The following is a 13,970-nucleotide window of genomic DNA, read 5'->3' as shown; positions in this document are numbered from 1 at the left end:
TGTTTCGATAGCATCAAGATATATCTTTCACGAACAGCGTCAAGATGCTCTTCGATATATCTTGGCGGAGAGGTGACGATCGCATTCCCATTTCCTACATGGAGGCATGGCCGATCTGTTCGCGGGCATGGACCCCGCCCCCTCTCCTGCTCCTCCCCCGACGAACGCGCCGCTCGCCGACCGTCTTCGCCCGGAGCGGTTGGAGGATGTCGTGGGGCAGGATCATCTGACCGGACCCGGCGGGGCGATCGGACGGATGGTCGCGGCGGGGCGGTTGTCCTCGATGATCCTCTGGGGACCGCCGGGCACGGGCAAGACGACGATCGCACGTCTGCTCGCCGCCGCGGTGAACCTGCGCTACGCCGCGATCTCGGCGGTGTTTTCCGGCGTGGCCGATCTCAAAAAGGTATTTGCCGAGGCGCGCGAGCATGCCCGGATGGGGCAGCGCACTTTGTTGTTCGTGGACGAGATCCACCGCTTCAACCGCGCGCAGCAGGACGGCTTCCTGCCCTTTGTCGAGGACGGCACGGTCACGCTGGTCGGCGCGACCACCGAGAACCCTTCCTTCGAACTCAACGCCGCGCTGCTCAGCCGGGCACAGGTGCTGATCCTCCACCGGCTGGGACAATCCGCGCTCGAACAATTGCTGGAGCGGGCCGAGGCGGTGATGGAGCGCCCCCTGCCCCTGCTGGACGGCGCGCGCGAGGCGCTGATCGCCAGTGCCGATGGCGATGGCCGCTTCCTGCTCAACCAGGCGGAGACGCTGTTCTCAGTCGACCTCCCCGAACCGCTCGACGCCGCCGGGCTGTCATCCTTTCTCCAGCGCCGCGTGGCCGTCTACGACAAGGATCGCGAGGGGCATTACAACCTGATCTCCGCGCTTCACAAATCGATCCGGGGATCGGACCCGCAGGCGGCGCTCTATTATCTCGCCCGTATGCTGACCGCCGGAGAGGAGCCGCTCTACGTGCTCCGTCGGCTGACCCGTGCCGCGATCGAGGATATCGGCCTGGCCGACCCGCAGGCGCTGACCCAGTGCCTGGCGGCCAAGGATGCCTATGAGTTTCTGGGCTCGCCGGAGGGCGAGCTGGCGATCGTCCAAGCCTGTCTCTATTGCGCGACCGCGCCCAAATCCAATGCGGCCTACAAGGCGCAGAAGCAGGCCTGGCGGACCGCGAAGGAAACGGGATCGCTGATGCCGCCCGCCAATATCCTGAACGCGCCCACCAAGCTGATGAAGCAAATCGGATATGGTGCGGGCTATCAATATGACCATGATGCCGATGGCGGCTTTTCGGGAGCGAATTACTGGCCCGACGAACTGCCGCCCCAGCCCTTCTACGAGCCCTCCGGCCGTGGCCTGGAGAAGCGGATTGCCGAACGCATGGCCTGGTGGGACGAGCGGCGGCGCGCGCTCCAGGGCGGCGGCGATGAAGGCTGATCGATTTGCGGAATTCGTCGCGATCGACTGGTCGGGCGCGCATGGCACGGCGCATCCCGGCATCCGGGTGGCCCGCTGTAGTCGTGGCGACACCACGCCCCGCATCGTCGCGCCGCCGGGAAGGGCCTGGTCGCGGGAGGGCATTGCGGCATGGCTGATCGCACGGCGGCATGAACCGCTGCTGGTCGGCTTCGACTTCAGCTTCTCCGCCCCCTTTGTCGAGCGTGGCGCGCATCTTCCCGGCGATCCCGCCACGCCCGACGCCCGCGCGCTCTGGGCCCATGTCGAGCGGAGCTGCGACGATCCCGATCTGGGCGCGCGCAGCTTTCTCGAGGCGCGGCGGGGGCGGCATTTCTATCTCGGTGCCGCCGATGGGCGAAAGGCGGATTTCCTCCACTGGCGCCGCTGCGAGGTCGCGGTCGACGGCACCCGCAAACCCTCGACCGTCTATGACGCGATCGGCGCGTCGCAGGTCGCCAAGGCCAGCTTTTCGGGCATGCGCCTGCTGCACCGACTGGACGGACGGGTCGCCATCTGGCCGTTCGATCCCGTGCCGCCCACCGGCATGACGGTGGTGGAGATCTATACCACGATCGCCGCGCGCGACGCCGGGCGGCCTCGTGGTCGCAGCAAGATGCGGAGCGCCGAGACATTGGATGCGGCACTCCTGCATCTCGGCAGCCGGGCCCATAGTCCCCTGGCCGTCTATGACGATCACAGCACCGACGCGATCCTGACCGCCGCATGGCTGCGCAAGGTCGCGGCGCGAGCCGACTTGTGGCACCCGGCGGGGCTTACCCCGCAGATCGCGCAAACGGAGGGCTGGACCTTTGGCGTCGCTTGACGCTAGGGGGATCGGCAACGCCGGATTAGCACAGCGGTAGTGCAGCGGTTTTGTAAACCGAAGGTCGGGGGTTCGATCCCCTCATCCGGCACCACATCCCAGACCATGGGTGGCACCAAACGCCCCGCGCGGCGTTTCAGTCGCGAAATGATCAAGGTCGCGAGCTACAATATCCGCAAGGGGATCGGCGCCGACCGCCGCCGCAATCCCGACCGTATCCTCGACGTGTTGCGCGAGGTCGATGCCGACATCATCGCGTTGCAGGAAGCCGATCGCCGCTTCGGCGAGCGCGAGGGCGTGATCCCGCTGCATCTGCTCGACGAGCATAGCGCGTGGAAGCCCATCGTCTATGGCATGAAGGCGCGCTCGCTCGGCTGGCACGGCAATACCATCCTGGTGCGCAAGTCGACCGAGATCCTGGATTTCGAGGCGATCCACCTCCCCTCGCTGGAGCCGCGCGGCGCCGTCATGGCCGATCTGCGCACGACGGCGGGGGTGTTGCGGGTGGTGGGGATGCATCTCGACCTGTCGGGGTTGTGGCGGCGGCGACAGGCGGCGGCCATCATCTCGCATCTGACGAGCTGCATCGATCGCCATCCCACGGTGATGATGGGCGACCTCAACGAGTGGACACGCGCCGCCGGTTGTCTGCGCGACTTCACGCGGGACTTCACCCTGGCCGAGACGGGGCCCAGCTTTCATGCCCGGCGGCCGATCGGGCGGCTGGACCGGATCATGGTATCGCCCGAATTGCGCATCGCCGATTGCGGCGTTCATGCCACGGCCACCTCGCGCAAGGCATCGGATCATCTGCCCATCTGGGCGATGATCGGACGGCATTGATGCGCGAGAAGGAGTTGCGGCTGGCGCTGGTCTGCTATGGCGGGATCAGCCTGGCCGTCTATATGCACGGTATCACCAAGGAAATCTGGCGGGTCGTGCGCGCCAGCCGCGCCTCGCACGAAGGCGACGAGCCCGCCTCGGCGGTCGATGCGGTCTATCACGATCTGCTGGACGAGATGGCGGCGCGCGGCGGCGTGCGGGTGCGTATCCTGGCCGACATCATCGCGGGGGCGAGCGCCGGAGGGATCAACGGCATCTTCCTGGGGCAGGCGCTTGCGACCGGCCAGTCGCTCGATCCGCTGACCGACCTCTGGCTGGAGGCGGCGGACATCGAATCGCTGATCGCGCCCGAGGCGGCGCCGACCTCGCGCTTTTCCAAGATGTGGGCGATGCCGATCGCATGGATGGCGGCGGGCCGCAGCGGCGAGAAGCTCGACCTGCTGGACGAGGAAACGCGCGAGGAGGTGCGACGCAAGGTCGGCCATCTCATCCGCTCGCGCTGGTTCGAGCCGCCCTTCGCCGCCGATGCCTTCACCGCCCGGCTGCTCGATGCGTTCGACCGGATGGCGGCGGCCCCGGCGGGCAAGCGCCTGCTTCCCCCCGGCCAGCCGCTTGACCTGTTCGTCACCGTCACCGATTTCACCGGCCAGCCCCAGCGGCTGCGGCTCCATTCGCCGGGCGAGGTGGTGGAGACTGAACATCGCATGGTGGTCGATTTCACCGACAGCGGCGGCGGCAGGCTGGCGGCCATTCCGGAACTGGTGTTCGCCGCGCGCGCGACGTCGAGCTTTCCCGGCGCATTCCCGCCCTTCACGGTCGGCGAGCTGGACCGGGTGCTGGAAAGCCGCGACCAGAGCTGGGACAGCCGCGACACCTTCCTGCGCCGCGTCCTGCCGCGCCATCATGCGGCGGGGGCGGCGGACAAGGCGGTACTGATCGACGGATCAGTGCTGGTCAACGCACCCTTCCGTCCCGCCATCGATGCGCTAGGTCGGCGACCGGCCCGGCGGCAGGTGGATCGCCGCTTCGTCTATATCGATCCCTTTCCGGGCATGCATTTCCGCCTGCCCGGCGGTGGCGGCCATCCCGGCTTCTTCCAGACGATCATCGGCGCGATCAGCGAACTTCCCCGACAACAGCCCATCCGCGACAATCTGGAGGCGATCGCCGCCCGCTCGGGGCGGATCGACCGGATGCAGGCGATCGTTGCCGCGATCCGTGAAGAGGTGGAGCTGGAGATCGAGCAGCTGTTCGGCGGCACCTTCTTCCTCGACCGCCCCACCGCCGCACGGCTGGCATCCTGGCGTGTCCGCGCCCAGGCGGCCGCCGCCGCAAAGGCCGGGTTCAGCTATGCCGCTTATGGGCATCTGAAGGTCGCCAATGTCATCGACGCGTTGACCACGCTGCTGTCCGACGCCATTGGCGACGAAGGGCCGCAACGGCGTATCCGACTGCGCGCGATGGTCGAACGGATGATCGCGGCACGCAGCGTCGAGGGTGACGCGATCTCCTTCACCGGCGGCCCGAGCAACGGCGCCAAGACCTTCCTGCGCGTCTTCGACCTGGGCTATCGCATCCGGCGACTGCGCCTGCTGGCGCGGCGGCTGACCGAGCTGGAGGCGGATCACAGCGAGGCCGAGCTCGCCCCGGTGCGCGACGCGATCTACGATTCGCTCGCCGACTATCTGGAACGCCAGCATGGCAGCGCGGATGCCATAGGGGCAGACGATCTTCGCAACATGCCCGACGATGGCGCGGCGCTGCTCGACCGGATCGCGGCGCGGTTCGACCTGATCCGGCTCGATGGCGAGGCCGATGCACGGCTGGCCGCGGCCTTTGCCGGTCTGCCCCGCGTCGCTCGACGGACGCTGCTGCTGACCTATCTGGGCTTTCCCTATTTCGACGTGGCGACCCTGCCGCTGCTCCAGGGCGAGGGGCTGGATGAGTTCGATCCGATCAAGGTCGATCGCATCGCCCCCGACGATGCCACCGCGATCCGCTCGGGCGGCGCGGAGGCGACGTTGAAGGGGATCCAGTTCCTGACCTTCGGCGCGTTCTTCAGCCGCAGCTACCGCGAGAACGATTATCTGTGGGGCCGTCTGCACGGGGCGGAGCGGATGATCGACATCGCCATCTCCACCCTGCCCCCCACCATCCGGCTGAAGCCGGGCCGCGTCGCCGCGTTCAAGCGCCGGGCCTTCCTGGCGATCCTGGACGAGGAGGAGGCGCGGCTGACCGCGATCACCCCGCTGATCGCCTCGCTTCGCCAGGAGATCGGCTGACAGGCTGGTCATGCCGGACCAACGCCGCTAGACCCGCCTCGCCAAGCGATGTCCGGTGCCTGTAGGGCGTTCGGACGAGAGAATGACGCGGAGAAGCGCATGCAGTTCCTGAAAATGCTGTTCTGGTGCCTGCTGGCCTTTCTGGCCGCGGCCTTCACGATCGGGAACTGGACGACCGTGCCGATCCGGCTGGTCGGCGGGCTGGTGGCGGACGTCAACCTACCGCTTCTCCTGTTCCTGACCTTCCTGATGGGGCTGGTCCCGACGCTGATCTGGCAGCATGCGGCACGCTGGCGTCTTCGCCAGCGGCTGAGCGCGGCCGAGCGTTCGCTGGCCGCCGTTTCGGCGGAGACCGACGCCTATGCCGCCACCGGCCCGGTCGCCGCCCAGCCCATCGCCACCCCCCAGCCCATGGTCTGATCCCTTTATGAGCAACCGCATCTTCGTCGCGATCGACACCCCCGACCTCGCCCGTGCCCAGGCGCTGGCGAACAAGGTTCGCCATCATGTCGGCGGGCTGAAGCTGGGGCTGGAATTCTTCTGCGCGCACGGCGCGGGGGGCGTGCGCGAGATGGCGCATATCGGGCTGCCCGTCTTTCTCGACCTGAAGCTGCACGACATTCCCAACACCGTCGCCAAGGCGGTCCAGTCGCTGGGGCCGCTCGCCCCGGCGATCCTGACCGTCCATGCCAGCGGCGGTCGCGCGATGCTGGAGGATGCCAAGGCCGCCGCGCCGACCGGTACCAAGGTGGTGGCGGTGACGATGCTGACCAGCCTCGATGCCAATGACCTGTCGGATACCGGCGTCACCGGCTCGCCTGCCGATCACGTCCGTCGCCTCGCCGATCTGGCCGCCGAGTCCGGGGTCGACGGCATCGTCTGTTCGGGGGCCGAGGTCGCGGCGGTGCGCAAGGCCTGGCCCAAGGGCTTCTTCGTGGTGCCGGGCGTCCGTCCGGCGGATGGTCCCGTCGGCGACCAGAAGCGCGTGGTGACCCCGCGCGCCGCGCTGGACGCCGGTGCCTCGATCCTGGTCATCGGCCGCCCGATCACCCAGGCCGATGATCCCGACGCCGCCGCGCGGGCGATCGCCGCGACGCTTTGACGATATTCGCGACAGTCCTCTCTTTTCGGAACTGGCCATGACGACCACTGCCAAGATCTGCGGACTGACGACCCCCGCCACGCTCGATGCCGCGCTGGGCGGCGGGGCGAGCCATGTCGGCTTCGTGTTCTTTCCCGCCTCTCCGCGCCACCTGACCTTCGACGTCGCGGCGGGACTGGCGGGGCGGGTCCCGGGCCATGTCCAGCGTGTCGGCGTCTTTGTCGATCCCGACGACCAGTTGCTGGAGGCCGCGGTGCGCGCCGGAATGCTCGACGCGATCCAGCTTCACCGCACCGCCCCCGCGCGGGTGGCGGCGATCCGGTCGAAATTCGACCGAGAGGTCTGGGCCGCCGTCGCCATCAAGGTGCGCGCCGATGTCGACAAGGTCCGCGACTATGCCGGAGCGGCCACGCGTATCCTGTACGATGCCAAGACGCCCGACGACGCATCGCTGCCGGGCGGCATGGGGTTGCGCTTCGACTGGAGCCTGCTCGACGGGGTGCGCCATCCGCTCCGCTGGGCACTGTCGGGCGGGCTGGACGCGGGCAATGTGGGCGAGGCGATCCGCCGGACCGGCGCGCCGCTGGTCGATATATCCTCCGGCGTCGAGAGCGCGCCCGGCGTCAAGGATATGGACAAGATCGCGACGTTCCTTAAAGCCGTTGCGACAAATCAGTGACAGGATCGTTTGCAGGGGTCGCCTTTGCAAACGCCCAAGGGAAACGAGATGAACGCCCCCAATTCCTTCCGTGCGCAGCCCGACGAGCGCGGCCATTTCGGTGATTTCGGCGGGCGCTATGTCGCCGAGACGCTGATGCCGCTGATCCTCGACCTGGAACGCGAATATCGCGCGGCGCAGGTCGACCCGGCCTTCAAGGCCGAGTTCGACGACCTGATGACCCATTATGTCGGTCGCCCCAGCCCGATGTACTATGCCGAGCGCATGACCGAGACGCTGCGCGCCAGCGCGCCCGAGGGCAAGGGGCCGAAGGTCTATTTCAAGCGCGAGGAGCTGAACCACACCGGCGCGCACAAGATCAACAACTGCATCGGCCAGATCCTGCTCGCCAAGCGCATGGGCAAGACGCGGATCATCGCCGAGACCGGCGCGGGGCAGCATGGCGTCGCGACCGCCACGGTGGCGGCGCGCTTCGGCCTGCCCTGCACGATCTTCATGGGCGCGCGCGACATCGAGCGACAGGCGCCCAACGTCTTCCGCATGAAGCTGCTCGGCGCTGAGGTCCGCCCGGTGACCTCGGGCGCGCAGACGCTGAAGGACGCGATGAACGAGGCGCTGCGCGACTGGGTCGCCAATGTCCACGACACCTTCTACATCATCGGCACGGCGGCGGGGCCGCATCCCTATCCGGAGATGGTGCGCGACTTCCAGGCGGTCATCGGCACCGAGTCGAAGGCGCAGATGCTCGAGGCCGAAGGACGGCTGCCCGACCTGCTGATCGCTGCGGTCGGCGGCGGATCGAATGCGATCGGCCTGTTCCACCCCTTCCTCGACGATCCCGAGGTCGCGATGCTGGGCATCGAAGCGGCCGGGCATGGCCTGAACACCACCCAGCATGCTGCCAGCCTGACCGGTGGCAAGCCGGGTATCCTGCACGGCAACAAGACCTATCTGCTGCAGGACGAGGACGGGCAGATCGCCGAGGCGCATTCGATCTCGGCGGGGCTCGACTATCCGGGCATCGGGCCCGAGCATAGTTGGCTTAACGACACCGGCCGCGTCGTCTATGAGGGCGTGACCGACACCGAGGCGCTCGACGCGTTCCAGCTGTGCTGCAAGGTCGAGGGGATCATCCCCGCGCTGGAATGCAGCCATGCGCTGGTCGGCCTGATCCGCCGCGCGCCGCTGATGAACCGCGACCAGATCGTGCTGGTCAATATCTCGGGCCGGGGGGACAAGGACATCTTCACCGTCGCCGAAGCGCTGGGAGCCAAGATGTGAGCCGGATCGCCGACACCTTCGCCCGCTGCGGGGCGGCAGGGCGCGCCGCACTCGTCTGTTTCGTGACCGCCGGGGATCCGACCCCCGCCGACACCGCCGCGATCCTAGACGCGCTGGTCGAGGGCGGCGCGGACCTGATCGAGCTGGGCATGCCCTTCACCGATCCGATGGCCGATGGCCCCGCGATCCAGAAGGCCAATATCCGCAGCCTGGGGGCAGGCACCCGCACTGCCGACGTGCTGGCGATCGCCAGCGCCTTTCGCGCGCGCCATGCCGAGGTGCCGCTGGTCCTGATGGGCTATGCCAATCCGATGACGGTGCGCGGCCCCGAATGGTTCGCGCAGGCCGCGGCTGGCGCAGGCGTGGACGGCGTGATCTGCGTCGATGTGCCCGCCGAGGAGGACGACGCGCTGGGCGTGGCCTTGCGGGACAAGGGCATCGCCTCGATTCGGCTGGCGACCCCGACCAGCGACGCCGTGCGGCTGCCGACGATTTTGACGGGTGCCGATGGCTTCCTCTATTATGTCTCCGTCGCGGGGATCACCGGCCAGCAGCAGGCGGCGCAATCCTCGATCGAGGATGCGGTCGCCCGGCTGAAGGCGGCGACGAACCTGCCGGTCGCGGTGGGTTTCGGCGTCCGTACCCCCGACCAGGCGGCGGCGATCGGCCGGGTCGCCGACGGTGTGGTCGTCGGCTCCGCCATCGTGGATCTGGTCGGCGAACATGGCGCGGCGGCGCCCGCCCCGGTCCGCGCCTATATTGAAACTCTGTCGTCGGCGATCGCCGACGCGCGCAAGGAACTCGCATGAGCTGGCTCAACAGCGTCCGCAACGTCATCCCCTTCGTCGTCAAGAAGGAAACGCCCGACAATCTCTGGCACAAATGCAAGGGATGCGGGCAGATGGTCTTCACCAAGGAGCTGGAAGACAATCTGAACGTCTGCCCGAAATGCGATCACCACGACCGCATCGGGCCGAAGTTGCGTTTCCGGCACCTGTTCGACGAGGGCAGCTCCGCCGAGCTGTCGCCGCCCAAGGTGCCCGAGGATCCGCTGAAGTTCCGCGACTCCAAGCGCTACACCGACCGCCTGAAGGTCGCGCGCGTCAATAACGGCGACGCCGACGCGCTGGTCAATGCGCGCGGCACGATCCTGGGCAACAAGGTCGTGGTCGGCGTGCAGGACTTCGCCTTCATGGGCGGCTCGATGGGCCTGGCCGTGGGCGAGGCGTTCGTGCGCGGGGTCGAGGCGGCGATCGCCGACAACTGCCCCTATGTGATCTTCACCGCCTCGGGCGGCGCGCGGATGCAGGAGGGTATCCTCAGCCTGATGCAGATGCCGCGCACCACGGTCGCCATCCAGATGCTGCACGATGCGGGCCTGCCCTATATCGTCGTGCTGACAGACCCGACCTCGGGTGGTGTGATGGCCGCCTATGCGATGCTGGGCGACGTCCAGATCGCCGAGCCCAAGGCGACCTTGGCATTCACCGGCCGCCGCGTGATCGAGAGCACGATCCGCGAAAAGCTGCCCGACGATTTCCAGACTTCGGAATATTATCTGGATCACGGCATGCTCGACATGGTCGTCCATCGCCACGATCTGCGTGAGCGGCTGGCGACGGTCATCGGCTATCTGACCGCCTCGCGTCAGGCCGCCTGACATCCCGATCGCGAAGCGTCGCCTTTTCGCCGCGACGCCATTAGAGGGGCGGGCCGAGAGGTCCGCCTCTTTTTCATTCCCTTCACGAGACCGGCCGATGCCCGATCATGCCCGATCCCAGAACCCCGCCGTGCAGGCGCAACTCGACCGGCTATGGTCGCTGTCGCCGGGGGCGGACATATTGGGGCTGGAACGGATCACGACGCTGCTCGCCCGGCTGGGGGATCCACAGCATCATCTGCCGCCGGTCTTCCATGTCGCCGGGACCAACGGCAAGGGATCGACCTGTGCCTTTCTGCGTGCCGCGATCGAGGCGTCGGGCCAGGCGGTGCATGTCTATTCGAGCCCGCATCTGGTTCGCTTCAACGAGCGCATCCGGCTGGCGGGGCGGCTGATCGACGACACCGCTCTGGCATCCGTGCTGGACGAGGTGCTCGACCATGCCGAGGGGATCGGCGCGAGCTTCTTCGAGGTGACGACCGCCGCCGCCTTTCTCTGCTTCGCGCGGACCCCGGCGGCGGCGACCATCGTCGAGGTGGGCCTGGGCGGGCGGCTCGACGCGACCAACATCCTGCCGCCCCCCGCCATATGCGGGATCGCGGCGCTGGGGATCGACCATGAGGCCTTTCTGGGCAGCAGCCTGACCGGCATCGCTCGCGAAAAGGCCGGGATCGCCAAGGCGGGCACCCCGCTGGTGACGATGGACTATGCCCGGCCGCTGCGACAGGCGATCGCGGAGGTCGCCGAGGCTGCGGGCGCACCGATGCTGGCGCGTGGGGAAGCCTGGTTCAGCCGATCCGATGGCAAGGCCATTCTCTACGAGGACCGGCAGGGCACGATCGCCCTTCCCCGCCCCGGCCTGTCGGGCCCGCACCAGTCGCGCAATCTGGCCTTGGCGGTGGCCATGGCGCGGCATCAGGTGGCGGTGACGATCCCCGATAGTGCGCTCCAGGCCGCAGCGACGCAGGCGCACTGGCCCGCGCGGATGCAGAGGCTGTCATCCGGCCCGCTGACGCAGGCGTTGCCCGAGGGAAGCGAATGCTGGCTGGACGGCGCGCACAATCCCTCCGCCGCGACGCCGGTGGCGCGAACGATGGCCGGGTGGAAGGCACAAGGGCCCTCCGCGCTGGTGCTGGGCATGCTCGCCAACAAGGATGCCGGGCCCGTCCTGCATAGGCTGGGCGCGATGGTGGACCTGGTCGTGACCGTGCCGGTGCCACATCATGCCTGCCATGCGCCCGAGGACCTGGCCGAGCAGGCGCGCCGCCAGGGTCTATCGGCCGAAGCAGCCACCGACCCGGCTGACGCCTTGGCCCGGATCGCCGGGCATTTCGACCGCCCCGCTAGGGTCCTGATCGCCGGATCGCTCTATCTGGCCGGGCAGGTGCTGGAAGCGAATGACGAGGTGCCGCAATGATGCGACGAACTGATAACGCACCACGCTTTATTTGCGATTGACTATCAATAGCGCCAGTTTAGCATGAGCGGGCAAATACGGAGTCCCGCCCGATGGCCGAAACCACCACGCTCGCCACTGCCCTGCCCCATATGCTCCCGGCCTGCCCCCATGCCCGGATCGCGTTGTTCGCGATCCGTCGGATGGGCGCGCATGGGCTGGCCGATGCCCGGGCCGCGCATACCCTGTTCACCGTCTTCGGGCAGGATTTTCGCCGCCCGCTTATCCTGATGCGGACGCTGATGGCCGATCTCGCGGCGCATGCCTCTGGCCAGATCGCGATCGCGCCCTGCTGCTGCGGGCGGATGACGGCGGCGGAGGCGGCCTTGCTTACCGTCCTGGCGCAGATGGAGGTGGCGCCGGAAAAGGCGCGCTTCCTGATGAGCGATCTGCTCGGCGCCCGGCGGATCGACGGGGTCCTCGCCAGCGCGGCGGCGGTCAGCGCCGCCTTCGCCGATGAGGGGCGGCCGATCAGCCTTTGACGGGCACGTCGGCGCGGGTGTCGCCTTCCCCCTCGACGCCCGCGCTGCCGATCGAGCGGTCGATCATCCCCGACCGCGCCATCCAGCCGAACAGCACGACGCCGGGCAAGGCGATGACAGTGGTCAGCAGGTAGAAATCCACATAGCCGAACCGCTCGACCAGCGCCCCCGCCGTCGTTCCGCTCAGGATACGCCCCAGCACGCTGGTCGCGGCCGAGATCAGGGCATATTGCGCGGCGGTGAAACGCAGATCGGTCAAGGCCGAGAAATAGGCGACCAGCGTGACGCCGCCGATCCCGCTCGCGAAATTCTCGAACCCGATCGCGCCCGCCATGCCCAGATTGCTATGCCCCGCCGCCGCAAGCCCGGCGAAGGACAGGTTGGACACCGCCATCAGCACCAGGCTGATCATCACCGACCGCTTCATGCCCAGCCGGGCATAGAGAATGCCGCCGACGAACACGCCGACCAGCAGCGCCCAGAACCCGACCCCGACGTCGTAAAAGGCGATCTCGTCCTTGGAAAAGCCCAGATCGTTGAACAGCAGGCGGAAGGTCAGATTGGCCAGCGTGTCCCCGATCTTGTGGACCAGGATGAAGGCCAGCACAAGAATTGCACCCTGCCGACGAAAGAATTCGGCAAAGGGGCCGACGACCGCGCGAACGATCCCCTCAGCCGGGCGGCGCGCGGTGATTTCGGCATGCCGCGCGGGCTCTCCCATGATCAGCGCGGTCAGCAGCGCGGGCAGCGCGAAGGCACAGCTGACGATATAGGCGATGCTCCACCCCGCCCGCGCCGCGATCACCAGCGACAGAGAGGCGACCAGCGCCGATCCGATCCGCCAGCCATATTGCCCCATGCCCGCGCCGACACCCAGTTGGCGCGGCTCCAGCAATTCGATGCGATAGGCGTCGATCACGATGTCGAAGGTCGCACCGGCAATGCCCAGCGCGATCGCGGCCATGGCGGTCTGCGCCAGCGAGACGCGGGGGTCCGAAAGCCCCAGCCCGACCGCCGCCGCACAGACGAGTGCGGCGACGACGAACAGCCAGGATACGCGTTGGCCCAGACGGTGCAGGACGGGGATCTTCACCCCCTCGACGATCCAGGCCCACAGCCATTTGAGATTATAGGCCAGGATGACGAGCGCGAAGGCGGTGACGCTCTTCTTCTCGATCCCTGCCTCCGCCAGACGGCTCGCCAGGGTCGCATTGATCATGGTCAGCGGAAAGGCGGAGGATATGCCGAGCGCCAGTGCGGCGAGCGGCGCCGGTTCGATATAGGGCCTTACCGCATCCACCCAACGCCCACTCGCCATACCCGATCCGTTTCGCCTCGACTGCAAAGCGCGGACCGTAGAGGGCTTGGCCGATGGGGGCAATGTCGCCGATCGCGGCGGTGTCAGGCACCCGCGAACAGGCGGAAGCCCGCAGGCAGACGGCTCGGCGGCTTGCCGGTCCGGCGCTCCTCGATGACCGTGATCGCACCCAGCAGCTCGCGCGGTCCATAGGGCTTCATGAGGATGCCCTCGGCCAGTCCGTCCGCCTCGTCGGGCGGCGTTCCGGTCAGGAAGAGCACGGGTATGCCTCGCGCCCGCGCCGCGCGCGCCACGTCGAGGCCGCTGCCGTCGGCCAGCCTGACATCCGCCAGAACGAGGTCAATAGGGGTGTCGCCCTCGATCAGCGTCACCGCCTTGCTGGCCCGGTCGACGGTCGCGACAACCTCGTAATCGGCGTCGGTCAGGACATGTTCGGTGTCGAACGCGACCAGCGGCTCGTCTTCGACCACCAACAGCTTGGTCAGCTGTCGCTTCTTTCGCCCGAAGAGTCTCATCCCGTATCGGCCCGTCTTTCTTGCCCGCTCTTGCGCCTAACGCATTGTCGGGGGAAACGACGCAAAT

Annotated in this window: 14 protein-coding genes and 1 tRNA gene; 13 read left to right on the top strand and 2 right to left on the bottom strand. The window is 67.7% G+C overall.

The window, feature by feature from the left end:
• The first annotated feature begins 106 nt into the window (after positions 1–106).
• The 13 genes from QE360_RS14645 to QE360_RS14585 all read left to right on the top strand — a co-directional run bounded on the left by QE360_RS14645 (position 107) and on the right by QE360_RS14585 (position 12,070).
• Positions 107–1,441 carry a replication-associated recombination protein A gene (locus QE360_RS14645; RefSeq protein WP_309702638.1) on the top strand — a complete coding sequence of 445 codons (1,335 nt, stop codon included), beginning with the start codon at positions 107–109 and terminating at the stop codon, positions 1,439–1,441.
• A complete protein-coding gene (locus QE360_RS14640) occupies positions 1,431–2,285 on the top strand; it encodes a hypothetical protein (protein WP_309702636.1) in 855 nt (284 codons plus the stop codon). Before QE360_RS14645 ends, QE360_RS14640 begins: the two co-directional genes overlap by 11 nt.
• Before the next feature lie 19 nt (positions 2,286–2,304).
• Positions 2,305–2,379: transfer RNA gene (locus QE360_RS14635), tRNA-Thr, on the top strand.
• Between the two features lie 53 nt (positions 2,380–2,432).
• Entirely contained in the window at positions 2,433–3,128 is a 696-nt protein-coding gene (locus tag QE360_RS14630; protein ID WP_307098819.1) for an endonuclease/exonuclease/phosphatase family protein, read from the top strand.
• Positions 3,128–5,410, top strand: a complete 2,283-nt coding sequence (locus QE360_RS14625; protein WP_309702633.1) for a patatin-like protein — start codon at positions 3,128–3,130, stop codon at positions 5,408–5,410. The genes QE360_RS14630 and QE360_RS14625 overlap by 1 nt, the downstream gene beginning before the upstream one ends.
• A gap of 99 nt (positions 5,411–5,509) precedes the next feature.
• Positions 5,510–5,830 (top strand): hypothetical protein, encoded by a 321-nt coding sequence (locus tag QE360_RS14620; RefSeq protein WP_307098822.1) that lies wholly within the window; start codon positions 5,510–5,512, stop codon positions 5,828–5,830.
• Between the two features lie 7 nt (positions 5,831–5,837).
• A complete protein-coding gene (pyrF, locus tag QE360_RS14615) occupies positions 5,838–6,512 on the top strand; it encodes an orotidine-5'-phosphate decarboxylase (RefSeq protein WP_309702631.1) in 675 nt (224 codons plus the stop codon).
• Positions 6,513–6,549: 37 nt separating this feature from the next.
• Positions 6,550–7,191 (top strand): phosphoribosylanthranilate isomerase, encoded by a 642-nt coding sequence (locus tag QE360_RS14610; protein ID WP_309702629.1) that lies wholly within the window; start codon positions 6,550–6,552, stop codon positions 7,189–7,191.
• Between the two features lie 48 nt (positions 7,192–7,239).
• Positions 7,240–8,472 carry a tryptophan synthase subunit beta gene (gene trpB, locus QE360_RS14605; protein WP_309702627.1) on the top strand — a complete coding sequence of 411 codons (1,233 nt, stop codon included), beginning with the start codon at positions 7,240–7,242 and terminating at the stop codon, positions 8,470–8,472.
• Entirely contained in the window at positions 8,469–9,281 is an 813-nt protein-coding gene (gene trpA, locus QE360_RS14600; protein WP_309702625.1) for a tryptophan synthase subunit alpha, read from the top strand. Before trpB ends, trpA begins: the two co-directional genes overlap by 4 nt.
• Positions 9,278–10,132 carry an acetyl-CoA carboxylase, carboxyltransferase subunit beta gene (gene accD, locus QE360_RS14595; RefSeq protein WP_309702622.1) on the top strand — a complete coding sequence of 285 codons (855 nt, stop codon included), beginning with the start codon at positions 9,278–9,280 and terminating at the stop codon, positions 10,130–10,132. The genes trpA and accD overlap by 4 nt, the downstream gene beginning before the upstream one ends.
• 97 nt (positions 10,133–10,229) lie before the next feature.
• Positions 10,230–11,549, top strand: coding sequence for a folylpolyglutamate synthase/dihydrofolate synthase family protein (locus QE360_RS14590; RefSeq protein WP_309702621.1), 1,320 nt, complete (start codon positions 10,230–10,232; stop codon positions 11,547–11,549).
• 92 nt (positions 11,550–11,641) lie between these two features.
• Positions 11,642–12,070 carry a DUF6628 family protein gene (locus QE360_RS14585; RefSeq protein WP_307098835.1) on the top strand — a complete coding sequence of 143 codons (429 nt, stop codon included), beginning with the start codon at positions 11,642–11,644 and terminating at the stop codon, positions 12,068–12,070.
• Here QE360_RS14585 and QE360_RS14580 read toward each other — a convergent pair.
• Both QE360_RS14580 and QE360_RS14575 read right to left on the bottom strand, forming a co-directional pair.
• The gene (locus QE360_RS14580; protein ID WP_309702619.1) at positions 12,060–13,388 is read right to left on the bottom strand and encodes an AmpG family muropeptide MFS transporter; all 1,329 of its coding nucleotides are present in this window, start codon (positions 13,386–13,388) and stop codon (positions 12,060–12,062) included. The genes QE360_RS14585 and QE360_RS14580 overlap by 11 nt on opposite strands.
• Before the next feature lie 83 nt (positions 13,389–13,471).
• Positions 13,472–13,903: a response regulator gene (locus QE360_RS14575; RefSeq protein ID WP_309695513.1), complete on the bottom strand. Its 432-nt coding sequence runs from the start codon at positions 13,901–13,903 to the stop codon at positions 13,472–13,474.
• Positions 13,904–13,970: the final 67 nt, after the last annotated feature.

Origin of the sequence: Sphingomonas sp. SORGH_AS_0789 (assembly GCF_031453055.1) — a bacterium.
GTDB lineage: Bacteria > Pseudomonadota > Alphaproteobacteria > Sphingomonadales > Sphingomonadaceae > Sphingomonas.
The sequence above is the reverse complement of the archived record's forward strand: the minus strand, read 5'-3'. Positions and strand labels throughout refer to the sequence as shown.